Origin of the sequence: Micromonospora sp. WMMD980, assembly GCF_029626035.1 — a bacterium.
Classification (GTDB): Bacteria; Actinomycetota; Actinomycetes; order Mycobacteriales; family Micromonosporaceae; genus Micromonospora.
In genome coordinates this window covers 5,014,248-5,039,410 of record NZ_JARUBE010000003.1, presented here as the reverse complement: position 1 = coordinate 5,039,410, position 25,163 = coordinate 5,014,248, and the positions used below count along the sequence as shown (strand labels likewise).

The 25,163-nt window shown below is 73.4% G+C and carries 23 protein-coding genes, 1 pseudogene and 1 riboswitch; of the genes and pseudogenes, 14 read left to right on the top strand and 10 right to left on the bottom strand.

The genetic code is table 11. The annotated features are described in order from the left end of the window. Positions 1–15: 15 nt before the first annotated feature. A complete protein-coding gene (locus O7618_RS23690) occupies positions 16–981 on the bottom strand; it encodes a terpene synthase (protein ID WP_278108320.1) in 966 nt (321 codons plus the stop codon). A gap of 102 nt (positions 982–1,083) precedes the next feature. Between O7618_RS23690 and O7618_RS23685 the strand changes: the two genes are divergently transcribed. Further along, on the top strand, positions 1,084–1,737 hold the full coding sequence (locus O7618_RS23685; protein WP_278108319.1) for a UbiX family flavin prenyltransferase: 654 nt from the start codon (positions 1,084–1,086) through the stop codon (positions 1,735–1,737). Positions 1,738–1,786: 49 nt separating this feature from the next. Here O7618_RS23685 and O7618_RS23680 read toward each other — a convergent pair whose 3' ends face one another. After that, positions 1,787–2,053, bottom strand: a complete 267-nt coding sequence (locus tag O7618_RS23680; protein WP_278108317.1) for a BldC family transcriptional regulator — start codon at positions 2,051–2,053, stop codon at positions 1,787–1,789. Between the two features lie 269 nt (positions 2,054–2,322). Here O7618_RS23680 and O7618_RS23675 point away from each other — a divergent pair, with 269 nt between their 5' ends. The 3 genes from O7618_RS23675 to O7618_RS23665 are packed head-to-tail and all read left to right on the top strand — an operon-like array spanning position 2,323 to position 4,765. After that, positions 2,323–2,781: an Lrp/AsnC family transcriptional regulator gene (locus tag O7618_RS23675; RefSeq protein ID WP_278108316.1), complete on the top strand. Its 459-nt coding sequence runs from the start codon at positions 2,323–2,325 to the stop codon at positions 2,779–2,781. Between the two features lie 39 nt (positions 2,782–2,820). Further along, positions 2,821–3,663, top strand: coding sequence for an SDR family oxidoreductase (locus O7618_RS23670; RefSeq protein WP_278108315.1), 843 nt, complete (start codon positions 2,821–2,823; stop codon positions 3,661–3,663). A gap of 10 nt (positions 3,664–3,673) precedes the next feature. After that, positions 3,674–4,765, top strand: a complete 1,092-nt coding sequence (locus O7618_RS23665; protein ID WP_278108314.1) for a PLP-dependent cysteine synthase family protein — start codon at positions 3,674–3,676, stop codon at positions 4,763–4,765. Between the two features lie 4 nt (positions 4,766–4,769). Here the strand turns inward: O7618_RS23665 and O7618_RS23660 are convergent, their stop codons facing one another. The 4 genes from O7618_RS23660 to O7618_RS23645 all read right to left on the bottom strand — a co-directional run bounded on the left by O7618_RS23660 (position 4,770) and on the right by O7618_RS23645 (position 11,374). Then, on the bottom strand, positions 4,770–5,390 hold the full coding sequence (locus O7618_RS23660; RefSeq protein WP_278108313.1) for a putative glycolipid-binding domain-containing protein: 621 nt from the start codon (positions 5,388–5,390) through the stop codon (positions 4,770–4,772). A gap of 109 nt (positions 5,391–5,499) precedes the next feature. Then, positions 5,500–7,545 carry a DEAD/DEAH box helicase gene (locus O7618_RS23655; protein WP_278110128.1) on the bottom strand — a complete coding sequence of 682 codons (2,046 nt, stop codon included), beginning with the start codon at positions 7,543–7,545 and terminating at the stop codon, positions 5,500–5,502. Between the two features lie 264 nt (positions 7,546–7,809). Next, positions 7,810–9,639, bottom strand: a complete 1,830-nt coding sequence (locus O7618_RS23650; RefSeq protein ID WP_278108311.1) for a hypothetical protein — start codon at positions 9,637–9,639, stop codon at positions 7,810–7,812. A 109-nt stretch (positions 9,640–9,748) separates the two neighbouring features. Then, positions 9,749–11,374, bottom strand: coding sequence for a C40 family peptidase (locus O7618_RS23645; protein WP_278108310.1), 1,626 nt, complete (start codon positions 11,372–11,374; stop codon positions 9,749–9,751). Positions 11,375–11,605: 231 nt separating this feature from the next. Between O7618_RS23645 and mqnE the strand changes: the two genes are divergently transcribed. Genes mqnE through O7618_RS23630 form a run of 3 tightly spaced genes read left to right on the top strand, consistent with a single transcriptional unit; the run spans position 11,606 to position 13,511 of the window. Further along, positions 11,606–12,775: an aminofutalosine synthase MqnE gene (gene mqnE / locus O7618_RS23640; RefSeq protein ID WP_278108309.1), complete on the top strand. Its 1,170-nt coding sequence runs from the start codon at positions 11,606–11,608 to the stop codon at positions 12,773–12,775. 8 nt (positions 12,776–12,783) lie between these two features. Then, on the top strand, positions 12,784–13,212 hold the full coding sequence (locus tag O7618_RS23635) for a hypothetical protein (RefSeq protein ID WP_278108308.1): 429 nt from the start codon (positions 12,784–12,786) through the stop codon (positions 13,210–13,212). A 26-nt stretch (positions 13,213–13,238) separates the two neighbouring features. Then, on the top strand, positions 13,239–13,511 hold the full coding sequence (locus O7618_RS23630; protein ID WP_278108307.1) for a DUF4229 domain-containing protein: 273 nt from the start codon (positions 13,239–13,241) through the stop codon (positions 13,509–13,511). Between the two features lie 55 nt (positions 13,512–13,566). Here O7618_RS23630 and O7618_RS23625 read toward each other — a convergent pair whose 3' ends face one another. After that, positions 13,567–14,907 carry a C39 family peptidase gene (locus O7618_RS23625; protein ID WP_278108305.1) on the bottom strand — a complete coding sequence of 447 codons (1,341 nt, stop codon included), beginning with the start codon at positions 14,905–14,907 and terminating at the stop codon, positions 13,567–13,569. 207 nt (positions 14,908–15,114) lie between these two features. On the opposite strand from O7618_RS23625, the pseudogene O7618_RS23620 reads away from it, so the two are divergent. The 4 genes and pseudogenes from O7618_RS23620 to O7618_RS23605 form a co-directional block, all read left to right on the top strand. Next, positions 15,115–16,425, top strand: a pseudogene (locus O7618_RS23620) (M14 family metallopeptidase); the annotation flags it as partial. Positions 16,426–16,545: 120 nt separating this feature from the next. Continuing rightward, positions 16,546–16,639: riboswitch (cobalamin riboswitch) on the top strand. A 106-nt stretch (positions 16,640–16,745) separates the two neighbouring features. Continuing rightward, the gene (locus O7618_RS23615) at positions 16,746–17,678 is read left to right on the top strand and encodes an ABC transporter substrate-binding protein (protein WP_278108304.1); all 933 of its coding nucleotides are present in this window, start codon (positions 16,746–16,748) and stop codon (positions 17,676–17,678) included. A 68-nt stretch (positions 17,679–17,746) separates the two neighbouring features. Continuing rightward, positions 17,747–18,835 (top strand): iron ABC transporter permease, encoded by a 1,089-nt coding sequence (locus O7618_RS23610; RefSeq protein WP_278110127.1) that lies wholly within the window; start codon positions 17,747–17,749, stop codon positions 18,833–18,835. A 115-nt stretch (positions 18,836–18,950) separates the two neighbouring features. Further along, positions 18,951–19,727 carry an ABC transporter ATP-binding protein gene (locus O7618_RS23605; protein ID WP_278108303.1) on the top strand — a complete coding sequence of 259 codons (777 nt, stop codon included), beginning with the start codon at positions 18,951–18,953 and terminating at the stop codon, positions 19,725–19,727. A gap of 85 nt (positions 19,728–19,812) precedes the next feature. On the opposite strand, the gene O7618_RS23600 is transcribed toward O7618_RS23605, so the two are convergent. The 3 genes from O7618_RS23600 to O7618_RS23590 all read right to left on the bottom strand — a co-directional run bounded on the left by O7618_RS23600 (position 19,813) and on the right by O7618_RS23590 (position 22,300). Further along, entirely contained in the window at positions 19,813–20,571 is a 759-nt protein-coding gene (locus O7618_RS23600) for a VOC family protein (protein ID WP_278108301.1), read from the bottom strand. Between the two features lie 94 nt (positions 20,572–20,665). Next, the gene (locus O7618_RS23595) at positions 20,666–21,403 is read right to left on the bottom strand and encodes an ABC transporter permease (protein WP_278108300.1); all 738 of its coding nucleotides are present in this window, start codon (positions 21,401–21,403) and stop codon (positions 20,666–20,668) included. 9 nt (positions 21,404–21,412) lie between these two features. Continuing rightward, positions 21,413–22,300: an ABC transporter ATP-binding protein gene (locus O7618_RS23590; RefSeq protein ID WP_278108298.1), complete on the bottom strand. Its 888-nt coding sequence runs from the start codon at positions 22,298–22,300 to the stop codon at positions 21,413–21,415. A gap of 240 nt (positions 22,301–22,540) precedes the next feature. On the opposite strand from O7618_RS23590, the gene O7618_RS23585 reads away from it, so the two are divergent. From O7618_RS23585 to O7618_RS23575, 3 genes are all read left to right on the top strand, one after another. Beyond that, positions 22,541–23,821 carry an IS701 family transposase gene (locus O7618_RS23585; protein ID WP_278103967.1) on the top strand — a complete coding sequence of 427 codons (1,281 nt, stop codon included), beginning with the start codon at positions 22,541–22,543 and terminating at the stop codon, positions 23,819–23,821. 81 nt (positions 23,822–23,902) lie between these two features. Then, on the top strand, positions 23,903–24,223 hold the full coding sequence (locus O7618_RS23580; RefSeq protein ID WP_278108297.1) for a type VII secretion target: 321 nt from the start codon (positions 23,903–23,905) through the stop codon (positions 24,221–24,223). A 9-nt stretch (positions 24,224–24,232) separates the two neighbouring features. Next, positions 24,233–25,159, top strand: a complete 927-nt coding sequence (locus O7618_RS23575) for a WXG100 family type VII secretion target (RefSeq protein WP_278108296.1) — start codon at positions 24,233–24,235, stop codon at positions 25,157–25,159. Positions 25,160–25,163: the final 4 nt, after the last annotated feature.

Sequence of the window (25,163 nt, the reverse complement as noted above, 5' to 3'; positions counted from 1 at the left end):
TCGGCGGCGTGCCGGTCAGGGCGTCGCGGCGACCGGGTAGCGGGCGCTCTCCAGCGTCCAGTCGACAGTGCCGCGCACCGCGGCGGCCACCCCGTCGAGGTGGGCGGTGACCGCCTCGTCCAGCGCCGGGCCGAACGACGGCACCGCCGCGCGCACCGCCATGAAGCGGGTCATCTCGGCACGCCAGTGCCCGGCCACCAGGTCCACCGCCACCGGTAGCGGCACGCCCCGCTCGCCGGCCACCGCGAGCACCAGGTTGTGCCCGCCGCCGGTGGCCACGTCACGCTCCAGCGATGCGATGTCGTTGAACCAGGAGAGCAGGTCGTTGGCGAGGTCGGCGTGCCGGCGCAACGCCGGGTGGTGGTAGACCGCGTCGGGCAGCGGCCGACCGGAGGCGAACTCGATCAGGGGGTACGACACGTACGCCGCCGACGTGGCCCGGCGCAGCCGCACGTACTCGGCCACGCCGGGCGGGCGGCCGGCCGAGGTGGCGGCGGCCTCCCGGGCCACGCCGTCGAGGTGGTCGGCCACGGCGTCGGCGAACCGTAGTCGCCAGCGGGCCGGCATCCGCCGGCGCGGCTCCCGCCACGCCTGCACCAGCAGCCGGCGCAGCGGGCCGGAGAAACCGGGGTGCCGGGTCCGAGGGCCGTCGCGGAGCAGCGCCAGCGCGCCGTCGCGCAACGCGCGGATCTGCGCCGGGGCCAGCCGGTCCGGGCCGTCGCAGGCGTCGTCGACCAGGAAGAACCAGGTGAACAGCGCGGCCAGCACCCGCAGGTCGGGCCCGGTGGCGTCCGGGTAGAGCCGGCCGGCGTACCTGGCGAAGCCGGCCCGGGCCAGCTTGCGGCGGGTGCCCGGATCCAGTGGCAGGCCGAGCCGGTCGAGCCGGCCGACCAGCCACGCCTGCGCCTCGTCGGCGTACGGCGAGAGCCGGGGCGGGACGGGGCAGTCGGAGCGCAGCGCGCGCAGCACCGCAGCCGTCATCACCGGGGCCCTTCCGTAACGGGGGATCGCCGGACAGAAGAATCCCACGGCCCGGGAAGCCCCGTCGACCCGTCGGACATTTGGCCTGGCAGGCTTGACGGCATGCGCGAACCATGGGTGGTCGGCGTCTCCGGCGCCTCCGGAACCCCGTACGCGGCGGCGGTCGTCCGCGGCCTGCTCGACGCCGGCCAGCCGGTGGACCTGATCGTCTCCCGGGCCGCCCGGCTGACCGTCCTCGACGAGACCGGCCGGCCGTTCCGGGACGCGCACTGGGCCGCGGACCTGGCCGCCTGGCTCGACCGGGACCTGGCCGGGGCGGACCTGCGGCACTGGCCCGCCGGCGACCTGGCGGCCGGCCCCAGCAGCGGCTCCTACCCGGTGCGCGGGATGGTGGTCGTGCCCGCCAGCACCGCGGCCTGCGCCGGCATCGCCATCGGACTCTCCAAGGACCTGCTGCAACGCGCCGCCGAGGTGAACCTCAAGGAACGTCGGCCGGTCGTGATGGTGCCCCGGGAGACGCCGGTGACCCGCAGCCACCTGGAGCATCTCATCGCCTTGCACGACGCCGGCGCGGTGGTGCTGCCGGCCAGCCCGGGCTTCTACGGCGCCGGGGCGGCGGCCTCCGCCGGGCAGCTTGTCGACTTCGTGGCCGGCAAGGTGCTCGACGCGCTCGGCGTCCCACACACGTTGTTCCGGCGCTGGTCGGGTGAGCTGGCCGCGGCCCGCCGGGACGCCGACGCCCCGGACGGCCCGTGACCGGTCGGGGCGCGGCCCGGCCGACCGGCCCGACCGCGCCCCGATCGCTTCAGTACATGCCGGCGTTCGCCGGGCCGGGTCCGGTCGAGGCGGTAGGGCCCACGTTGCGGGCCTTTCCCATGTCCTCCGCCTCGTCCAGCATGCCCTCCCCCTCTAGCAGGGCCCGCACCTCGGATTCCCGAAACCGGCGATGCCCGCCTGGAGTCCGGATGCTGCCGATCCGGCCGGCCGCTGCCCATCTGGTCACGGTCTTCGGGTCAACCCGAAACAGCGCAGCGACCTCACCCGGTGTCAGCAGGCGATCTCCAGTGTCCACAGCCCCCTCCTCGCGTCGACGAAGCCCCCGGCTGAACACACTGCCCCCGGCCGGTGCGAGCCCAGAGCCGTCATGAGGGACGTATGGCAATTACAGCACCAGCGACCGGGCGTGTCCGCCAAACGCGAAAAACGCACACAGTGGGAAAGTTAGTAAATGGTACCGGCGTAGAACCCCCGTGACCGCGCGTTTGTGAATGGCGACGTGACGTCATGTTCAACGGGTGCCGACCACGTCCGGTCACGCCCAAACCGATAGGGTCACTCTCCGTGGACACGATCGACCTGAGCCTCGTGGAACTGCTGCGCGGAAACGCCCGCCTGTCCTACGCCGAGCTGGCCCGGCAGGTCGGCCTCTCCGCCCCCGCCGTGCACGAGCGGGTCGGCAAGCTGGAGTCCGGTGGGGTGATCCGCGCCTACCGGGCCGAGATCGAGCCGGAGGCGATCGGGCTCGGCGTCACCGCGCTGATCGGCATCGTGGAGGACTCCGACGCGGACACCGACGACGTGCTGGAGGCGTTCCGCCTGATCCCCGAGATCGAGTCCTGCTACTTCATGGCCGGGGTCGAGTCCTTCCTGCTCAAGGCGCGGGTGGGCACCATCGCCGAGCTGGAGCAGCTGATCGTGCGGCTCAACCGCACGCCGGGGGTCGCGTCCACCCGCACCGGCATCGCCCTGTCGACCAAGTGGGAGAACCGCCCGCAGCCGCTCGAACCCCCGACCGCCTGACCCTGGCCGGATCCCGGTCCGGGCGGTTAGCGTGCGCCGATGACGACCTCGAGGCGGGGTGCCGCCGTGGTGACCGGGGCGGCCGGCGGGCTGGGCCGCGCGCTCGCCGCCGCGCTGCACGCCGACGGCTGGCGGGTGCTGCTGACCGACGTCGACGCCGCGGCGGCCGCCGACGCCGCCGGGCCGCTGGGCGGCTGGTCCCGACCCCTCGACGTTCGTGACGAGGCCGCCTGCGCCGCGGTGGCCGCCGAGGCGGGCGGCGCGCCGGACGGGCTCGGGCTCTGGGTGAACAACGCCGGCATCCTGGTCACCGGCCCCGCCTGGGGGCACGACGCGCCGACCCGACGCCGGGTGGTGGAGGTCAACGCGCTCGGCGCGATGAACGGCACGCTGGCCGCCGTGGCGGTGATGCGGGAGCAGGGCCACGGGCACGTGCTCAACGTCGTCTCGCTGGCCGGGCTGATCGCCGCGCCCGGCGAGACCGTCTACGCGGCCAGCAAGCACGCGCTGCTGGCGTTCAGTCTCGGCACGCTGAGCGACCTGCGGATGGCCGGCGTCCGGGGCGTACACGTGTCTTGCCTGTGCCCGGACGGGATCTGGACGCCGATGCTGCACGACAAGCTCGACGACCCCGGCGCGTTGGCCTCCTTCACCGGGTCGCTGCTCACGCCCGAGCGGGTCGCCGCCCGGGCGGTACGCCTCGCCCGCCGCCCCCGCCCGGTGGTCAGCCTGCCGCGTTGGCGCGGCGCGCAGGTGCGGCTGCTCGACGCGTACCCCCGGCTCGCCCTGGCCCTGACCCCGGCGGTGCGGGCCGCCGGGCGGGCCGGGCAGCGCCGGCAGGCCCGCCGGGTCCGGCCGGACGCGAGCCCACCTCGCTTGTAACGTTGCCGGCGTGACTCATCTCGACCGGTGTGACGAGGCCGGCCGGCGCTGGCTGACCGAGGCGATCGCCACGGTCGAGGCGGACGCCAACCGCTCCGCCGACACCCACCTGCTGCCCTTCCCGCTGCCTCGGGCGTGGGGGATCGACCTCTACCTCAAGGACGAGTCGGTGCACCCGACCGGCTCGCTCAAGCACCGGCTGGCCCGATCACTGTTCCTCTACGGCCTGTGCAACGGCTGGATCGGCCGCGACACCACCGTCGTCGAGGCGTCGTCCGGGTCGACGGCGGTCAGTGAGGCGTATTTCGCGCGGATGCTCGGGCTGCCGTTCATCGCCGTCATGCCCGCCTCCACCTCGCCCGAGAAGATCGCCCAGATCGAGTTCCAGGGCGGGCGCTGCCACCTGGTCGAGGACCCGGCCAAGGTGGTGATCGAGGCGCGCTGGCTGGCCGAGGACACCGGTGGGCACTACATGGACCAGTTCACCTACGCGGAGCGGGCCACCGACTGGCGGGGCAACAACAACATCGCCGAGTCGATCTACGCCCAGCTCGCGCTGGAGCGGCACCCGGTGCCGGCCTGGGTCGTGGTGGGTGCGGGCACCGGCGGCACCAGCGCCACCATCGGCCGGTACGCCCGCTACCGCCGGCTACCCACCAAGCTGTGCGTGGTCGACCCGGAGAACTCCGCGTTCTACCCGGCCTGGCAGGCCGGTGACTGGTCGGTCCGCACCGATCGTGGCTCCCGGATCGAGGGCATCGGCCGGCCCGGCGTCGAACCGTCCTTCCTGCCCAGCGTGGTGGACCGGATGGTGCAGGTGCCGGACGCGGCGTCGCTGGCCGCGATGCGGGCCGGCTCGGCGGTGCTCGGCCGCCGGGTGGGCGGCTCCACCGGCACCAACCTCTGGGGCGCGTTCGGGCTGATCGCGGAGATGCGCGAAGCCGGCCGCACCGGTTCGGTGGTCACCCTGATCTGCGACCCGGGCGACCGCTACGCCGACACCTACTACTCCGACGAGTGGGTGGCCGCGCAGGGACTCGACCTCGCCCCGTACCGCGCCGCCGTCGACCGGTTCCTGACCGACGGCGCCTGGCCGACCTGAGCGCTCAGCGGTCCTCGACCCGCTCGGCCAGCCCCGGGTAGCGCACCACGAAACCGTCCGGGTCGACCTGGAGGTCGGCGCTGAAGGTGCCGCTGGCGAAGCGGACCCGACCCGGGCCGAGCGAGGTGTAGACCTGCTCGGCCGGCACCACGGACAGGCCCGGCAGCAGCACCCACGCGACCGCCACGCTCGTCGCGAGGTCGGCCGGGAGCCGGCCCAGCCCGATCCGGCGGATCGGCAGCGTGTTGGTCAGCGGGGAGCCGCCCAGGTCGACGTCGAGCGCCTCGGCCAGCCGGTCCGGGTCGTCCGTGCCGGGCAGGCCCGCCGGCGGATGCCCGGCCGCGCGCAACGCCGCGTCCAGGTCACCCTCCTCACCGGTACGCACGCGCCACCCGTCCCGACCGCGCTCCAGGCGTACGCTCCGCGCCCAGCCGGCGCCGTCCGCGTCGACCTCCAACCGATTGGTCGACCAGTCCCGCGCGATCGTCAGGCGGTAGCGGCAGGTGTAGGGAATCGGGTCGACCGCCAGCGCCACGCCCTGCGCGGTCAGCCCCTCGCGGTCGTCGAGCACCACGTGCTCGGAGCCGGCGGTGTCGGTCCTGGTCCAGAAGAGCGACTTCGGCATGGACCGCACGTTACGCGAGCCGACGGCCACCGGCAGCGGATGCGCGAACGCCGCCGCCGAGCGGGTGCTCGACGGCGGCGTTCGTCAGGTGGTCTCCGACGATCCCGGATCAGTGGGTACGGACCGGCGGGCGCCCGCCGAAACCGCGCCGGTCGTCGCGGGGCCGGTCGTCGCGCCCCCGCCCCTCGGTGCGGAACCCGCCCCGGCGCTCCGCCGGGCGGACGTCGCCCCGGTCGCCGAAGCGCCGCTCACCCCGGCCGTCCCGGTCGCCGAAGCGCCGCTCACCCCGGCCGTCCCGGTCGCCGAAGCGCCGCTCGCCCTGGCCGTCGCGGTCGGCGAACCCACGCTCGCCCCGGCTGTCCCGGTCGCCGAAGCGTCGCCCGCTCTGGCTGTCCCGGTCGCCGAAGCGCCGCTCGCTCTGGCTGTCCCGGTCGCCGAAGCGTCGCTCGCCCTGCGGGCGGTCGTCGTGCCGGCGGTCGCCGAAACCGCGCCCGCCGGCCGGTCGGTCGTCCTGCCGCCGGGCGTCCCGGTCGTAGCCGCGCTCGCCCACCGGGCGGCTCCGGTCGAACGACCGGTCGCCGCCGGCCCGGCCGTGCTCCGCGCGCTCGCCGAAACGCCTGTCGCCGGCCGGGCGACCGCCGAACCGGTCACCCCGGTCGTCGGAGCGCCGCTCGCCGAAGCGCCTGTCGTCGCGGGCCTCGGGCCGCTCGAAGCGCCGCTCGCCGCCGAACCGGTCGCCGTGGCCCCGCTCCCCGGCGGGTCGGTCGCCGTAGCGTCGCTCACCCGCCGGGCGGTCGCCGTAGCCACCGCGCTCGCCGGTCGGCCGGTCCCGGAAGCCGCGCTCGCCGGCGGGCCGGTCACGGAACCCGCCGCGCTCGCCCGTGGGCCGGTCGCGGAAACTCCGCTCGCCGCGGCCGTCGAAACTCCGGCCACCACGGTCGAAGCCACGACCGTCCCGGTCGCCGAAGCGGCGAGGGCCGGCACGGCGGGCCTCCGGCTCCTCGCGGACCGGTACGCCGCTCGGCTCGCGCGCGCCGGTCAGCTCGGCCAGCGCCTCGTCACCGGCGCGGACCCGCGCCTGGGACGGCTCGACGCCCGCCTTCTCCAGCATGGCGAGCGTGGTCCGGCGCTGCTTCGGCAGGACCAGCGTGGCGACCGCGCCGGACTCGCCGGCGCGGGCGGTGCGGCCGGCCCGGTGCAGGTAGTCCTTCGGGTCCTTCGGCGGGTCCACGTGCAGCACCAGCGAGACCCCGTCGACGTGGATGCCGCGGGCCGCCACGTCGGTGGCGACAAGCACGTTCATCCGCCCCTCACGGAACTCGGCGAGCGTCCTGGTGCGCATCCGCTGGGTCTTGCCGCCGTGCAGGCCGCCGGCCCGGACGCCGACGGCGGTGAGCTGCTCGACCAACCGGTCGACGCCCAGCTGCGTGCGGGCGAAGACCATCGTGCGGCCGTCCCGGGCGGCGATGGACGCGGTGACCGCGAACTTGTCGTGCGGTGGGATCAGCAGCATGTGATGGTCCATGGTGGACACCGCCGCCGTGGCCGGCGCGGTCGAGTGGGTGACCGGATCGGTCATGAACCGCTTGACCAGCGCGTCGACGTCGTTGTCCAGAGTGGCCGAGAAGAGCAGCCGCTGGGCGTCCGTGGGCGTCTTCGCCAGCAGCTCGGTGACCTCGGGCAGGAAGCCCATGTCGGCCATCTGGTCGGCCTCGTCGAGCACCGTGACCTCGACGTCGTCGAGCCGGCAGACGCCGCGCGTGATCAGGTCGCCGAGCCGGCCCGGGGTGGCCACCACGATCTCCACACCCCGGCGCAGCGCGTCGATCTGCCGGTCGTAGGGCACGCCGCCGACCGCGGTCTTCAGGAAGATGCCGATCGACTTGCCGAGCGGCACCAGCGCGTCGTTGACCTGCATGGCCAGCTCACGTGTGGGGACCAGGATCAGGGCGCGGGGGTGCAGCGGCCGGGCCCGGTTGCGCTCGGCGAGCCGGCCGAGCACCGCCAGGCCGAAGGCGAGCGTCTTGCCCGAGCCGGTCTGGCCCCGGCCGAGCACGTCGCGTCCGGCGAGCGCGTCCGGCAGGGTGGCCCGCTGGATCTCGAAGGGAGTGGTGATGCCCTGCCGGGTGAGCGCCTCGACCAGCGGCCCGGGCAGGCCGAGCGAGGTGAAGTCGGTGGTGTCGAGGGTCGGGTCGACGGACGGGGACGTGCCGGAGGCAGCGAAGGTGGTCAAGAAATGCCTTTCGAGCGGGGCGCATCTTCGCGATGGCCCGCCGCGGCGCCGTTACGCCGTCGAATCGCCCGCAAGATCGCCCATGGGCGCGCAGTCGGCGCGCCGGGTCAGTGATCCCGACAAGTGTACGGCGATCCGCCGACACGGCCACCGCACCGCGCGGCCGTAGTGGGCGGGCTCACCCCGTCAGCGCGCCAGCATCGAGCCGGTCAGCCCGCTCAACGCGTCGTTGGCCAGGAAGACCACGAGCAGACTGATGGCGATCAGCGCCGTCAGCGCGACGGCCAGCACGACGATGACCTTGGTGTTGCTGGCGCGGGCGGTCGGTGCGTCCTCGGACCACCCCTGGGCCAGGATGTGGCCGGTCAGCGAACCCGAGTTCTCCGTCGGGCTGCCCTGGGGGAACGAGACGGTGGCGAAGCCCGGGCCCTCGGTGCCGCCGTACGCGGTGCCGGCGAGGTCCTGGCTGCCCGGCTGCGGACGTACCGGACGGGTGGCCTCGGCACCACGGGCCGGAGCGGCCGGCGGCGGCCAGGTCGGCAGCGCCGGTGCCGGCACCAGGGGCGGCGGGGGCGCGGCCGCCGACGGCGACGTGTACGTGCCGGACCAGGCCGGCGGCGTCCCGACGGCGCCGGCCATCGCCGGCGGCGGTGGGAACGGCGGCGCGGGCATCGGACCCGGCGGCGCGGGCGGCGGGGGCACCAGCGGGCCCGGCGGTGGTGCGGGCGGTCCGGGCACCGGCGGGGTCGGGCGCAGCGGTGGCTCCGGCTCGGGGCCGGGCGGGGCCGGCGACGGTGGCGTCGGGCCGGGGACCGGGGTCGGTGCCGGCTCGGGCTCGGGACCGTGCGGCGTCGGCGGCTGCGCCGGCTCCGGCGGCTGGGCGGGCTCCGGCGGCTCCGGGTTGACCGGCCCGGCGCGATAGACCTTCGCGGCGGCGGGAGCGGCCGCCACCGAGGCCGCGATCTCGTCGGCGGATGCCCGGCTCAGGCCCGGCACCGAGGCGCTCGCCCGGGCCGCCGGCGGGTCGGTGCGCGGCGCGGAGGGGGGTCGTCCGGCGAACCTGTCGTCCCGGGCGTCGCCTGCCGACGGATCGTCCGGCACCCGCTGCGCGGGCACCTGGGCGGAGCCGGCGATCCGGGGCGTCGGCGCGACGACTGGCGAGCCGTCGCCGGCGGAGTCGAGGCCGGTGGCCGGCGGGTCGGTGGCGTCGCCGGTGGACGCGGACGCCGGGGTCGGTGCGGCGGACGTCGGAGTCGGTGGGGCGGACGTCGGAGTCGGTGCGGCGGACGTCGGCGTCGGTGCGGCGGACGTCGGCGCGGCGAGGGCGGACGCCGCCGGGACCGGGTCGGCCGCGCTCGGGGTGGCCGGGTCCGGGGTGTCGGGACGCGGGCTGGCAGCATCCGGGGTGGTCGGGGCGGGCACCGCGGTGCCCGGGACGGCCGTGTCCGGTCCGGTGCTCGCCTCGGCCATGGCGCCCGGGGCGGCCGAGTCCGGCGGGGACGCCAGGAGGCCGGCGGGCGCGGGACGGGTTGCCGCGAGGTCGCCCGCCGGTGCCGAGCCGGGCGTCGGAGGGTCGGCGTCGTGGGCGGGGCGGGTCGACCGGTCGTCGGCGCTCTGTGCGGCGGGGTGCGTCGCGAGGTCGGCGGCCGGCGCGGGATCGGGTGTCAGGCCGGCGGCCGGGGCGGCGTCGCGCGGCGGCCGGTCGGTGTCGGCGGCCGGGACCGGGCGGTCGGCGGCCGCGAAGGCGGACCAACTGGACGGCGGGACGGTCGCTCCGGGGCGCCGTCGGTCGAGCGGCGGCGCGGCCTCCGCCGGGGCGCCGGCCCGGTAGGTGGTGGCGGTGGCGGGCGGCCCGGGAAGCTCCGCGCCGGCCGGCGGCGGCACGGCCGAGCCGGCCACGCTGACCCGGGCCCGTGCCACGGCCACCGGCGCCGCCGGGCGCTCGTCGACGTCACCGACGGGGTCGGACGTGGATCCCGGGTGGACCGTCTCCGCCGGAACCTCGTGCTCGCCCATCTCGCCCTCCGCACCCACGCTCGCCCCCGACCGTGGCGCCGGCCGGAAGTGCCTGGATCTCACCGTGCCACATTCCGGCCCGGGAACACAGTCGGAGCGGACGGTTGGGTCAGCCGGTGCTGGTCGGGCTCGCGGAGATGCCGCCGGCCGCGCTGCCGGTCGGCTTCGCGGCGCTCTCGGTCGGCTTCGCCGCGCTGCTCGACGGCGCGGCGGCGCTCTCGGTCGGTTTCGCGGCACTCTCGGTCGGCTTCGCCGAGGTCGTGCTCGGCTCCGCGGCGGGCGTGCGGCTCGGCGACGGGCTGGGTGACTCGGACGGGCTCGGCGTCGTCGTCGGCGTGGTGCTCGGCGTCGGCGTGGGAGTCGCGCTGGGCCCGCTCGGCGTCGGCTTCGGCGTGCCCGAGGGCTTCGGCGTCCCGGTCCTGGTCGGCTTCGGCGTCGGCTTGGGCGTCGGCTTCGACGTGGGCGGGTTGGTCGGCACGGTGGGGGCCGCCACGGGTGTGGCCGGCGCCGGCACGGCGCCGACCACCCGGGTCGCGGCATAGAGCCGGGACCAGCGGACCACGGAGATCTTCACCACGTCGCCGGTGCGGGGCGCCTCGACCATCTTGCCGTTGCCGATGTACATGGCCACATGGTGGATGCTGTTCCAGTTGCCGCTCGACGCGAAGAAGAGCAGGTCGCCCGGGAGCAGCGCGTTCGGGCTGACGGTGCGGGACCGGGTCGCGAAGTATTGATCCCGGGAGACGCGCGGCAGGCCCCGGTAGCCGGCCGCCTGGTAGGAGGCGAGCATCAGGCCCGAGCAGTCGAACCGGTCCGGCCCTTCGGCCGCCCAGAGGTAGGGGTCGCCGAGCTGGGCCAGGGCGTAGCGCACGGCGTCGAGTGCCCGAGGGTCGGCGACCAGGCCGTTGATGCTCTGGTTGACGACGTACGGGTTGCCGCGCTGCTGCTCGGCGGCGTCCTCCCGGCGCTCGATGACGAGCAGCCTGGCGGCGTTGTCCCGGCGCAGCTTGAGCAGCGCCGCCTCCTGCTTGTGCAGGTCCGCCCCGACGCGGGTGAACTCGGCGGCCTTCTCGGTGACCCGCCGCTGGACGGAGGCGTGCGCCTCGCGGACCACCCGTTCGTCGTCGGTGGCGCGAAGCAGCTCACCGGTCACCGACGTGCTGGCGCCCTCGGCCCTGTCGCCCCGGGTGATGCGCTGGAGGTCGCTGAACTGGCGCAGGCTGGTGCCGAACTCGCCGGGCGGCAGCGCGGCGTCGGCCTTGACCGCGTCGGCGGCGGCGCTCTTGGCGTTCTCCTGGGCCCGCGCGAGCGCGGCCTGGGCCTCCGCGAGCCGGCCGGCGGCGACGGTCAGCTCGGCCTGCGCCGCGTCGCGCTCGCCCTTGATCCGCAGGAGGTCGTCGCCGAGTTGGGCGACACGTGCGTCGACCTGGTTGATCTGCGCGATCAACGGTCCGTCGGTCGGGCTGGCCACGCCGGTCGTGGCGCCGGCCGTCCCGCCCGGGGCTGTGGCGCCGGGGACGGTGCCCGCGCCGGTGGGAAGCTGGAGCGTGCCGGTGACCTGCGGGCGGGAGCCGGAGCTGGGCACGGTGTCGGGCAGCGGATCGGCCCAGGCGGGGGTGGCGAGCGCCGCGGCCGCGACCGCCCCCAGCAGGGCGGACCAGAGCGCCGGGCGAAGCACCGGTGAGATCACCGGTGATCGGCCTCGTCGCCGCCGGGCCTTGGTGCTGTCGACCATTCCGCTCCCCGTCCGGTCTGGTGCGCGCCACGCGTCGTGGGCGTGATGAGACAGGGCGGCCCTGGTGTGTGTTCCGCCCCACTCTTGTCTTACCTCACCGACGCAGCGATGTCGATGTGCGGAGGGTGACCGGCGGTGAACTGGATCGCTGCGGTCGACCGCGTCGGCGGTCCCGCCGACCCGCGACGTACGCTCGATCGGGACCCCCAGGTGGAAGGACGTGGCTTTCGGATGGACGCCGGACTCAAGCGGGAGCTCGAAGCGAAGGTCTACGCGGGGGAGCGGCTGACCCGCGAGGACGGGGTCGCGCTCTATGCGAGCGACGACCTGACCTGGCTGGGCCGGCTGGCCCACCACAAGCGCACCGAGATCAACGGCGACCGGGTGATGTTCAACGTCAACCGGCACCTCAACCTGACGAACGTCTGCTCCGCGTCGTGCGCGTACTGCTCGTTCCAGCGCAAGCCGGGCGAGAAGGACGCGTACACGATGCGGATCGACGAGGCGGTCCGCAAGGCCAAGGAGATGGAGGACGAGCAGCTCACCGAGCTGCACATCGTCAACGGCCTGCACCCGACGCTGCCCTGGCGCTACTACCCCAAGGTGCTGCGCGAGCTGAAGGCCGCGCTGCCGAAGGTCAACCTCAAGGCGTTCACGGCTACCGAGGTGCAGTGGTTCGAGAAGATCAGCGGGCTCAGCGCCGACGCGATCCTCGACGAGCTGATGGATGCCGGGCTGGAGTCGCTGACCGGCGGCGGCGCGGAGATCTTCGACTGGGAGGTCCGCCAGCACATCGTCGACCACGCCTGCCACTGGGAGGACTGGTCGCGGATCCACGCGCTGGCTCACGCCAAGGGCATGAAGACGCCGGCGACCATGCTCTACGGCCACATCGAGGAGCCCCGGCACCGGGTCGACCACGTGCTGCGGCTGCGCGAGCTGCAGGACGAGACCGGCGGCTTCCAGGTCTTCATCCCGCTGCGCTACCAGCACGACTTCGTCGACTCGGCGGACGGCAAGGTCCGCAACCGGATCCAGGCCCGCACCACCATGGCCTCGCCGGCCGAGTCGCTCAAGACGTTCGCGGTCTCCCGGCTGCTGTTCGACAACGTGCCGCACGTGAAGTGCTTCTGGGTCATGCACGGGCTCTCGGTGGCCCAGCTCTCGCTCAACTTCGGCGTGGACGACCTGGACGGCTCGGTCGTGGAATACAAGATCACTCACGACGCCGACTCGTACGGCACGCCGAACACCATGCACCGCGACGACCTGCTCCACCTGATCTGGGACGCGGGCTTCCGCCCGGTGGAGCGGAACACCCGCTACGAGACCGTCCGCGAGTACGACGCCGCGCCGTCGATGGCCGAGCGTCGCTCCGAGCCGCAGCAGGTCTGGGCCTGACCCCGACGATGGCCACGGAGGAGCAGCAGCGCGCCTTCCCCCGGCGGGACGCCGAGGGACGCATCCTCACCCTGGGCGACCTGCTCGGCGTGACGCTCGCCGGGCTGGTGATCGGGGTGCTCGCGCTGCTGCTCTTCGAGTGGGCGTTCGCCGCCGTGGGCGCCGGCGGGTTCGGGCGGACCAACGGTTGGCTGGCGGTGATCCTGCCGCTCTGGCTCTTCTGGGACGACTTCCGGGCCTGGGAGTTCGGCGCCGCCCGGGTGCTGGCCGCGCTGGTCGGCATCGGGGTCGGCGTCCTGGCCGGGCTGCTGGCGGCCGGGCTGGCCGCCGGGCTGCCGGCGCTGTTCACCGGCGCGCTGGCGGCGGCGGTGTTCACCGTGGTCTACGCGGTGATCTGGTTTCATGGCGTGCACTGGCTGGCCCGGCGTACGGGCTGAGGCACGGAGAGAGTGGGAATGCGGGCATGAGCGCGGCGGTCAAGTACACGCTGGGCCGGGTGGGGCTGTTCGTCGGTGTGCTGGCGGCCCTCTGGTTCGTCGAGATGAACATGTTCCTCCGGCTGATGCTGGCGCTCGTCGCCTCCGCAGCGCTGTCGTTCTTCCTGCTCAAGGGCTGGCGGGACGAGATGGCCGGGGAGATGGCCGAGGCGTCGGAACGGCGGCGCGCGGAGAAGGACCGGCTGCGTTCCGCGCTGGCCGGCGACGACCAGCCCGAGCCGGGAGAGAACCGAGGCTGAGGTGGTGAGAAGGGGCCCCTTCTCTACGCCAGGCGTTAAGAAGGGGCCCCTCCTTTCACCAGTTGGTGGAGCCGGGGACCACCGGCCACCGCCGGTCGGTTGGCTTGATGAGGTACGTGATGCCGCCGGAGCCGGAGGCGACCGTGCCGTTGGCCCGGTACCGCTTGGTCCGCAACCAGATCTGCTCGAACTGCTCGCGCTGGTAGACGTTGCGGACCGCGTCGTTCGACGACGACGCCGGGTCGTTGACGATCACGTCACCGTCGGCGGTGAAGCCGACGATCACGAACAGGTGCCCGGAGGTGCCGTAGTTGGCCCCGTCCAACTCCTCGGCCAGGAACGACTGTGACGTGACCACCGGGATGCCGGCCTTGACGAACCGCTCCGCCTCGTCCAGCGAGTGCAGCCGGGTGACCCGCGCCTCCAGGCCGGGGAAGCCGGCCGCGTACGCGGTGTTGAACGGCCAGTTGCCGGCGCCCTCGTACTCGTGGTCGTAGGTCATCCGGGCGGCGTGGTCGACGGTCGGGTCGGCGTAGGAGGGGTCGACCCAGGCGGTGTCCTCGGTCGAGGGCTTGCGGCCCCAGTACTCGACGACCATCTCGGTGGACGTGGGCGAGCACCAGGCCTCGCCGCCGCCGTCGTACTCCGGGTACTCGCCGGTGTGGACGTTCTGCGAGTAGCGGGGCACGGCCAGCTCGGTGCCCCAGGCGATGCCGCCCCGGCTGGGCGTGACGGTGAACCGGTCGGGCACGTTCGAGGCCATCGCGCCGAGCATCCGCACCTGCGGCGCGGCGGCCTGGCCGGGCGCGCGGTAGAGCGTCAGCCGGAGCTGGTACGAGCGCAGCAGCACCCCGGCCGCGGCGTCGTCGATGGAGAACGTGTCGGTCCAGATGCTCGACCACGGGTCACCCTGGCCGTCCAGGGTGGACCGCTTGATGTCCTGGTCGCCGGAGGCCCAGCGGCCCATCACGTACCACGGGGTGTGTTCCCCGGTGGTGTAGGTGCCGTTCAGCTCGACCTGGATCCAGGTGCCGGCCGGGGTGCTGGCGTTCCAGGACGCCACCAGTTCGGTGGCGTCGAACCCGATCCGCCGCTCGGGCGAGGTCCAGGTGGCGTACTCCCAGGTGCGGGTGGTGCCGGTGTGCTCGTCGGTGAACTCGGTGGTGCCGGCGGGCCGGCCGATGGTCAGTGCGGGGTGCCGGCCCGGCAGGGCGCGGGTGCCCTGGTGCGAGCCGCCGCGCCAGTCGGGATAGCGGGAGAACTCCTGGAAGGTGATCTGTTCGTCGTGCGTGACGCCCGGCCGGTGGCCGTGCGCCTGGGCGGGTGCGGTGGTGCCGAGGAGGGTGAGCGCGGTCAGGCCGGCGAGGGCGGCCGTACGCAGGGATCGTCCGAACATGGCAGCTCCACTCAGGAGACGGCATCGTTGCCGTTCACTGTCGCGCTTGGCGGGAAGTTTCGCCAGATGTTCTGGCTTGGAAAATGATTGCCGGCGTGAGGATCCGGCCGGGATGGACTCGAAGAAAGATGAATGTTGATATGACCATGTGACTCCTGGTGAAGTGTGCGGACAACGGGATCTCCCCGTACCCCGAGGAGGTTGTCCATGGCCCTCCGCTCGCTCCCGCCCCGCCGGCGGCTGGCGCTCGTCGCCGCCGTCGGCCTGACCCTCGTCGTCACCGCCGCCGCGCCGGCCGCCGCCCGCCCCGCCCCGGACCGGGCCGGTGAGCCGACCGCCGTCGCCTACCGGGTGCTCGGCCCCCGGACCGTCGCCGACCGCACCGCCGTCGCCCGCACCGGCGCCGCGATCGACTACTCCGAACACGGTGTGCTGCACGTCACGGCGACCACCGCCGAGGCCACCGCGATCACCCGGCTCGGCTTCCGGCTGGAGAAGGACGCCGCGCCGGCGCCGACCGGTGGCGCGACCACGTACGCCTTCCCGCCCGCCGACTCCAACTACCACGACTACGCCGAGCTGACCGCGGTGGTGAACAAGGTGGTCGCCGACCACCCGTCGATCGCCCGGAAGCTCAGCATCGGCACGTCCTACCAGGGTCGGGACCTGATGGCCGTGAAGATCTCCGACAACGTCGGCACCGACGAGAACGAGCCGGAGATCCTGTTCAACGCGCAGCAGCACGCCCGCGAGCACCTGACCGTCGAGATGGCGATCTACCTGCTCAACCTCTTCACCGACAACTACGGCAGCGACTCCCGGATCACCAACATCGTCAACTCCCGGGAGATCTGGATCGTGCCGACCGTCAACCCGGACGGCAGCGAGTACGACATCGCCACCGGCTCCTACCGCTCCTGGCGGAAGAACCGGCAGCCCAACAGCGGCTCCTCGTACGTCGGCACCGACCTGAACCGCAACTGGGGCTACCAGTGGGGCTGCTGCGGCGGCTCGTCCAGCTCGAAGTCGTCGGACACCTACCGTGGCCCGTCCGCCTTCTCCGCCCCGGAGACCGCCGCGCTGCGCAACTTCGTCAACAGCCGGGTCGTCGGCGGGGTGCAGCAGATCAAGGCGAACATCGACTTCCACACCTATTCCCAGCTGGTGCTCTGGCCGTACGGCTACACGTACAGCAACACCGCGACCGGGATGAGCACCGACCAGTACAACACCTTCGCCACCATCGGCCGACAGATGGCGGCGACCAACGGCTACACCCCGGAGCAGTCCAGCGACCTCTACATCGCCGACGGCACCAGCATCGACTGGATGTGGGGCACCCACAAGATCTGGGCGTACACCTTCGAGATGTACCCCGGCTCGGCCTCCGGCGGCGGGTTCTACCCGCCCGACGAGGTGATCCCGGCGCAGACCTCGCGCAACCGGGACGCCGTGCTCCTGCTGTCCGAGTACGCCGACTGCCCCTACCGGGCGATCAACAAGCAGAGCCAGTACTGCTGACCTCACCACCGGAGTGGGGACCCCGGTTCCACCCCCGCCGGGGTCCCCACCCACCCTCCCGTCCGAGCGATCTCCGCTGGTCGTGCGCTACCGTGGCACCGACCGTGCCACAGCGAAGCCGGTGCGAAACCGGCGCTGTCCCGCAACTGTGATGCCCCGTACGCGCGGTGTCGGCCTCCCGCCGGCACCGACGGACGTGGGACGAGCCAGGTCGCCTGCGGCCCGGTCGCGACATGCGCTCTCGAGGAAGGGCGCCTCGCGGACGGGCCTTCCACCTGTCGGCGAAGCACCACGCTCCTCGACCGACAGGAGGACCTGTGACCCGACGTACCCCCCGGCTTTTCGCCGCCGCGCTCGCGGCCGGCGCGCTGCTTCTCGGCGGCTGCGCCGAGAAGACCTCGAACGACACCCCCGCCACCGGCGCCTCCGGCGGCGCCTTCCCGGTCAGCGTCGGCAACCTGACCCTGGAGAAGCGTCCCGAGAAGATCGTCTCGCTCTCGCCCACCTCGACCGAGATGCTGTTCGCCGTCGGCGCCGGCAAGCAGGTCACCGCCGTGGATGACCAGTCGAACTACCCGGCGGACGCGCCGAAGAGCGACCTCTCCGGCTACCAGCCGAACGCCGAGGCGATCGCCGCGAAGAGCCCCGACCTCGTGGTGATCGCCAACGACACCAACAAGATCGCCAGCCAGCTCGTCGCGTTGAAGATCCCGGTCCTGCTCGCCCCGGCCGCGGCCACCCTCGACGACACCTACCGGCAGCTCACCGACCTGGGCAAGCTCACCGGCCACCCGGCCGAGGCGGACGCCGTGGTGCGGAAGATGAAGGACGACATCACGGCGATCACCAAGGACCTGCCCAAGCGCGCCGAGAAGCTGACCTACTACCACGAGCTGGGCCCGGAGCTGTACAGCGCCACCAGCAAGACCTTCATCGGCACCATTTACGCCCTCGCGGGGCTGGAGAACATCGCCGACCCGGCCGACGCCGGTGGCAAGAGCGGCGGCTACCCGCAGCTCTCCCAGGAGGTCATCGTCAAGGCCAACCCCGACTTCGTCTTCCTGGCCGACACCAAGTGCTGCCAGCAGAGCGCCGACACGGTCAAGGCGCGCAGCGGCTGGGCCGGTGTCACCGCCGTCAAGAACAACCAGGTCGTGGCGCTCGACGACGACGTCGCCTCGCGCTGGGGCCCGCGCGTGGTCGACCTGCTCAAGGTGATCGTCGACGCCACCGCCAAGGTCCCGGCCTGACCGTGACCGTACGACCGGTGGACCCCGTGCCGGCCGGGACGCCCGACGCGTCCCGGCCGGCCAGCCGGCTGCCCGGACCCCGTCGGGGCGCGGCCCACGCCGACGCCCCGGCCCGGCCCGCCGGGCTGCGCAAGCGCTGGCTGTTCGCCGGCCTGGTGGCGGTGCTCGTCGCGCTGGTGGCCGGCGTCTCCTTCGGCCCGGTCAGCCTGCCGCCCGGCAGCGTCGCGGCCGAACTGCTCAACCTGCTGCCCGGGGTGCACCTGGAGAGCGGGCTCACCGAGCGGGAGGTCGCCATCGTCACCGAACTGCGCCTGCCCCGGGTGGTCCTCGGCCTGCTCGTCGGCGCGCTGCTCGCCCTGGCCGGCGGCTGCTACCAGGGCGTCTTCCGCAACCCGCTGGCCGACCCGTACCTGCTCGGGGTGGCCGCCGGGGCCGGGTTCGCGGTCACCGTGGCGATCGTGCTCGGCGCCGGGGCCGGCGGGGCGCTCACCGGCCTGCCGGTCACCATCCCGCTCGCCGCGTTCGTCGGCTCGCTCGGCGCGGTCGTGCTGACCTACCTGCTCGGCGTCGCCGGCGGGCGGGACCGCTCCCCGGCCGCGCTGATCCTGGCCGGGGTGGCGGTCTCGGCGTTCTTCTCCGCCGGGCAGACCTATTTGCTGCAACAGCACTCGGACAGCATCCAGCAGGTCTACTCCTGGCTGCTCGGCCGGCTGGCCACCGCCGGGTGGCACGACGTGCTGCTGGTTCTGCCCTACTTCGCGCTCACCGCCGTGGTGGTGCTGGCGCACCGGCGCGAGCTGGACGTGCTCGCCGTCGGCGACGACGAGGCCACCAGCCTCGGGCTGCACCCGCAGCGCTCCCGCTACCTGCTGATCGTCGCCGCCTCGCTGGGCACCGCCGCCGCCGTCTCCGCCTCCGGCCTGATCGGCTTCGTCGGCATCATCGTGCCGCACACCGTCCGGCTGCTCGCCGGCGCCAGCCACCGGGTGATCCTGCCGCTGTCCATGCTCTTCGGCGGTGCGTTCCTCGCGCTGACCGACGTGGTGGCCCGCACCGCCGCCGCTCCGGCCGAGATCCCGATCGGCGTGGTCACCGCGGTGCTCGGCGGCCCGTTCTTCGTGCTGATCCTGCGTACCGCCCGCGGGATGCGCGCGTGAGCGCGAGGAGTGAGCCGGGTTTGCGAGCCCCGCAGTCGCACGCCCGGAGGAGCAGCGTGAGCGCGAGGAGTGAGCCGGGGTTGCGAGCCCCGCAGTCGCACGCCGGAGGAGCAGCGTGAGCGCCGCCGTCGAGGTGCGGGACCTGCGGGTGGAACTGGGCGGCAGCCCGGTCCTGGCCGGCGTCGACCTGACCGTCGCGGTGGGCGAGTGGGTCACCGTCATCGGCCCCAACGGCGCCGGCAAGTCGACCCTGCTGCGCGCCGTCGGCGGCCTGCTGCCCGCGCCGGACGCCGTCTCCCTCTTCGGTACGCCGATTCGCGCACTACGCCGGCGCGACCGGGCCCGGGTGGTGGCCACGGTGGCGCAGTCGCCGGTGGTGCCGGCCGGCATGGCGGTCTTCGACTACGTCCTGCTGGGGCGCACCCCCTACATGCCGCCGCTGGGCCGGGAATCCGCCACCGACGTGGCCGCCGTGCGCGAGGTGCTGGATCGGCTGGACCTGGGCGGGTTCGGCCGCCGCGAGCTGGCCACCCTCTCCGGCGGGGAGCGGCAGCGGGTGTTCCTGGCCCGGGCGCTGGCCCAGGGCGCCACCCTGCTGCTGCTCGACGAGCCGACGAGCGCGCTCGACATCGGGCACCAGCAGGAGGTGTTGGAGCTGGTCGACCAGCTCCGCCGCGAGCACGACCTGACCGTGCTGGCGACCATGCACGACCTCTCCATCACCGGCGAGTACGCCGACCGCCTGGTGCTGCTCGCCGACGGCCGGGTGGCCGCCACCGGCCCGCCCGACGAGGTGCTCACCGAGGAGTTGCTGGCCCGCCACTACCGCGCCCACGTCCGGGTGATTCCCGGCCCGCACGGCCCGCACGTCGTTCCCCTCCGCCGCGTGTAAGGCGGAGGCCCCTTCTAGCAGGTGGTGTTAAGCGGGGCCCCCGCCTCTACCAAATGCGTTAAAAGGGGGCCCCTCCTTACACACCTCAGCGGAGGGTGGAGATGGAGAAGAGGGCGCCATCGGGGTCGCGGAGGGCGGCGGAGCGGCCGGCCGGGTTGTCGCGGGGCGGCACGAGGACGGTGCCGCCCAGCTCGGCGGCCCGCGCCGCGGTGGCGTCGGCGTCCTCCACCGCGAAGTAGACCGTCCAGTACGCGGGCAGGTCCTCCGACTGCGGCTCGGCCCGCGCCAGCATGCCGGCGATGATGCGCGCCCCGCAGCGCCACCCGACGTAGGGCACCGACCCGGCCGGCCGGTCCTCGGCGTGCCAACCGAAGACCAGCGCGTAGAACTCCCGCGCCCCCTCCGGGTCGGGGGTGACCAGCTCGTTCCAGCACATCGCGCCGGGCGCGTTGAACAGTTCCGCACCCCGCATCGCCATCGGCTGCCAGACGCTGAAGACCGCGCCGGCCGGGTCGGCGAGCACCGCCATCCGCCCCTGCCCGCTGACGTCGAACGGGGACACCAGCACCTGCCCGCCGGCCGCCTCCACCCGGGTGGCGACCAGGTCGGCGTCGTCGGTCGCCACGTACGTGGACCAGATCGGCACCTGGTCCGGCGTGGCCGGCGGCCCCGCTCCGGCAACGGCCCGGCCGTCCTTGCAGAAGACGGTGTAGCCCCCGGCGTCCGGCACGGTGGAGACCCGCCCGGTCCACCCGAACAGCTCCGGATAGAACCGCTTCGCGTCCTCCAGGCCGGGGGTGGCCAGGTCGGTCCAGCAGGGTGTGCCGGGCTCGACGCCGTTCACGGTGACCCCTCTCGCCGGGGACGGCCCCGCTGGCCCGTCCTGCCGGCATCGTGGCACCGCCGGGTCGGCCACCGGGCCGGAACCGGACAAAAGGTCAGCTGAAGCGGCGTCCCTCGTCCCGCCGGTAGGCCCAGCCGGCGACCCCGGCGAGCACCAGCACCCAGACCACCAGCATGACCAGCGCCTTCGGGTCGGGCTCCCAGCCGGCGACCGCCGCCCACATCAGCTCCACGGCACCCCGGGTCGGCAGGTAGGGGGCGATCGCCTTGACGAAGCCGGGCGCGTCGTCCGGCGCGGAGAGCAGCCCGCCGCCGAACGCCAGCGGGAAGAAGAGCACCTGCGCCACCACGATCGCCGCCTTGCTCGGCAGGGAGTAGCCGATCGCGAGGCCGAGCAGGGTGAACGGCACGGAGATCACGGCGACCGCGACGAGCCCGAGCAGGAACTGCGCCGGGGTCACCCGCGCCGCGGTGGCCACCGCGGCGATCACCACCACCGGCACCATCGACAGGTACGTCAGGACCAGGCCGGCCAGGATCCGCCCGGCCAGCCGTGGCGTGGGCCCGGCCGGCAGCGTCCTGGTGTACGGGTTCCAGGGCTGGTCGCGATCCTCGGCGACGCCCACGCCGTACTGGAAGATGTTTGCGCTCATGGTCGCGAACGTGACCATCGCGGCGGTGGCGTAGGTGGCCGCGGTGACGTCGTCGCCGGCGAACGGCACCACGAAGAAGAGCATCGCGGCGGCGGGGAAGAACGCGCTGCCGACCACCGCCACCGGGATCCGGATGATCTCCAGGAGCTGGTAGCGGGCGTGGACGAGGGCGAGCGGCACGACGGTCTCCTAGGCGGGGGTGGGCGCGGGCCGGTCGCCGGCCGTCATGGCGAGGAACGCCTCCTCCAGCGAGGTGGGGCGCACCTCCAGGTCGCGGAACGTCGCCCCGCTGGCGACCAGGTCCCGCACGAGCTGGTCGGCGTCGGTGGTGAGCAGGTGGACCCGCCCGTCCGCGCGTTCGGTGGCGACCACCCCGGGCAGCGCCGGCAGGTCGTCGGAGACCAGGCTGACCCGGCGTACGCCGACGATGCCGCGGATCGCCGCCACCGAGTCGTCGGCGAGCACCCGGCCGTGGCCGATCACCACGATCCGTTGGGCCAACGCCTCCACCTCTTCCAGGTAGTGGCTGCTCAGCAGCACGGTGCCGCCCTCGGCGTGGAAGCCGCGGATCGACTCCCAGAGCGCGTGTCGTGCCTCCACGTCCAGCCCGGTGGTCGGTTCGTCGAGCACCACCAGCCGGGGCCGGCCGACGAAGGCCAGCGCCACCGCCAGCCGGCGGCGTTGCCCGCCGGAGAGGCCGCCGGTCTGTCGCCGGACCTGGTCGGCGAGGCCGAACCGGTCGAGCAGTTCGCCCCGGGGCACCGGGTCGGGATGGTGCGCGGCGACGAAGTCGACCACCTCGCCGACGCGCAGCGTGCCGGGCAGCCCGGTTTCCTGCGGGGTCACCCCGAGCCGCCGCCGGCTGGCCGGGTCGCGCGGGTCGCCGCCGAGCAGCTCGACCCGGCCGGCGGTCGGGCGACGCAGCCCCACCAGCAGGTTGATCAGCGTGCTCTTGCCGGCGCCGTTCGGGCCGAGCAGGCCGACCAGTTCCCCGGCCCGGACGGTCAGGTCGACACCGTCCAGCGCCAGCACCTCGCCGTAGCGGCGGCTGACCTGTTCGGCGCGGGCCAGGATCATGGCGGGACTCCTCGGACGGCGGCGTGTGCCTCCTCTGTCTACCGTGCCGACGCCACTCGCACCGCCCCCTGCCGGGGTGCGCGCATCACCTAGTACGGCAGCCGCCGTTTGAGATGTTGCTGGTGGGGGTCGGTAGACGAGGTGCGGCCACCGCGTGATCGTCTGTCTGCTGTGGACATAACTTCAGATCTGGCGGTGGCCGCGTGCCACAGCGTAGACCCTGCCCGGTGGCGGCAGGTCCTGGCCGGGGTGTGCGATGCGTTCGCGGGACGGTTCGGGCGGGTGGAGCCGCGGCGGGCGGCGGCGGCGTTCGTGACAGGGCTGCTCACGAATATCGAAATCAAGACGTGTTGGCAGTTGGCGGAGCAGGCCGGGCATGGCCGGCCGGACGCGATGCAGAGGTTGCTGTATCGGGCGAAGTGGGACGCCGACGCGGTGCGTGACGACGTGCGACAGGTCGTCGTCGACCGGCTTGGCGACCCCGACGGGGTCCTCGTCGTTGACGAGACCGGCGATCTGAAAAAAGGTGTGCACACCGTCGGTGTCCAGCGCCAATACACCGGCACCGCCGGGCGGATCGAGAACGCGCAGGTTGGCGTGTTCCTGGCCTACGCGAGCAGACACGGCCACACCCTGATCGACCGCCGGGTCTACCTACCGAAGTCCTGGACCGACGATCGACAGCGGTGTGAGCAGGCCGGCGTCCCGGACGACGTCGCGTTCGCCACCCGATCCGAGCTGGCCGACGACATGATCACCGCCGCTGTTCAAGCCCTGGTCCCGGCCCGATGGGTCGCCGCGGACGAGGCCTACGGCAACAACACTCGGCTGCGGGGTGAACTGCGCAAACTGCGCCTCGGCTACGTCCTGGCGGTCTCCTGCGATCATCTCGTGCCGATCGACGGCGGGAAGACCCGTTGTCGCGCCGACCGGCTGGCCGCCGACCTGCCTGCCACCGCGTGGACCCGGCGCAGTGCCGGCGACGGGTCGAAAGGGCCACGGTTCTACGACTGGGCATGGCTGACCGACGTCGGCGCCGACGGCGACTCGGACGACGACGGCCGGCACAGTCTGCTGATCCGCCGCAACAACACCACCGGTGAGCTGGCCTTCTACCGTTGCTGGACACCCGGCCCGGCCACCCTCGCCCAGCTCGTGCGGGTAGCGGGAGTTCGTTGGGTCGTGGAGGAATCGTTCCAGGCCGGAAAGGGTCAGGTCGGTCTTGACCAGCACCAAGTCCGCCGCTGGACGTCCTGGCACCGGTTCACCACCCTGGCCCTGGCAGCCCTCGCGGTCCTCGCGATCTGCGCCGCCGACGCCCGAACAGCAGACCGTCACGGTCAACCCGACATGATCGAGCTGACCGTCAACGAGATCCGCCGCCTGATCAACATCCTGCTCATCCGGCCGACCCGCAGCATCGCCTACCGTTTGCGCTGGTCAACATGGCGACGCCGACACCAAGCACGAGCCAAACGAGCCCACTACGCCCGCCGCCTCAACCTCGAATTCCCACCATGATCACGAATGGCGGCTGCCGTACTAGTCTGTGGACGCCGTCGACGACGGCGGTAGTTTCCGACCGGACACTGGGGAGGGTCCGTGACCAGTCCGAGCAGGAATCTCGACGTCCAGCCGGAGGCGTTGACGGCGTTCGCCGCCGCCTCCCGGGACCGGGCCGCCCGGTTCCGTGAGCTGCACCGGGTGTTCCGCGACGGGCACGTGGCCCGGCACTCCTTCGGCGTGATGCCCGCGTCGTTCAGCCTGGCCGCCGCCTACGCCGAGCAGTTCGAGGCCTGCCTGCAGGGGCTGGAGGAGGGCGCCGAGGTGATGGCCGACATCGCCGGGGGGATGACCGACACCGCCGACGCCTACACCGGCACCGACGTGGCGACCACCGACATGTTCACGCCGGGCGCCTGAGGGGGCGGAATGAGCACCGAGGCGCTCCAGCGCAACAAGACCTACTTCGAGCAGATCGTGTCGGGCACGCCCGATCCGTTCAAGCCGCTCTCCAACGCGGTGCTGTGGCCGTTCGAGCAGTTGCTGGAGTTGGTCGCCGGTGAGCCGGACGACCTGATGCGGGCCGCCCAGTTGGCGTTGACCACCGGCGAGGCGGTCCGGCAGATCGCCGGTGACCAGGTCGCCGACCGGGCCCGGCTGCGGGGCGCCTGGGACGGCGACGCGGCGGAGAAGTTCCACGCCTCGATGGAGTCCGTCGAGGAGGCGATCGAGGAGCTGGCCACGGGGCTGGACGGCACCAAGGAGGTGCTCGTCGACGCCGCGAACGCCGCGGTCGAGGCGTTCAACCTGCTGGTCGAGCTGATCCTGGAGTTCCTGCTCTGGTTCCTGACCGAGGTGATCATCGCCGCGGTGGCGGCCGCGCTCAGCGCCGGGGTGACCCTGGCGGCCACCGTGGTGCGGGTGCTGGCCCGGCTGGCCACCACGGTCGGCCGCATGGTCAAGATCGTGGCGCGCTTCGCGGAGATCCTCACCAAGCTGGTCACCAAGCTGGAGAAGGTCGCCGAGCTGCTGACCCGCTACCGCAAGCTGGTGATGGAGCTGCGCAAGGCCAAGAAGGCGTACAAGGCGTGGAACAAGTCCGGCTACACGAAGGAGGCGTTCGCGTTCAAGATGAAACGCACCGCCATCCTGTTCCCCGGGAAGTTCGCCATCAACCAGGCGTCCCCGGTCAACATCCCGGGCATCGGCGGCGCGCTGCTCGACACCGGGGTCGGCCTGCACGACGTCTCCGACGGCAACAAGGATCGCAACTACCTGGTGGACGGCACCTACCGCGAGGATCTCGGCCCCTACACCAGGGGCGTGCAGAACGTGTTCGACTCGATCGTGAACTGAGAGG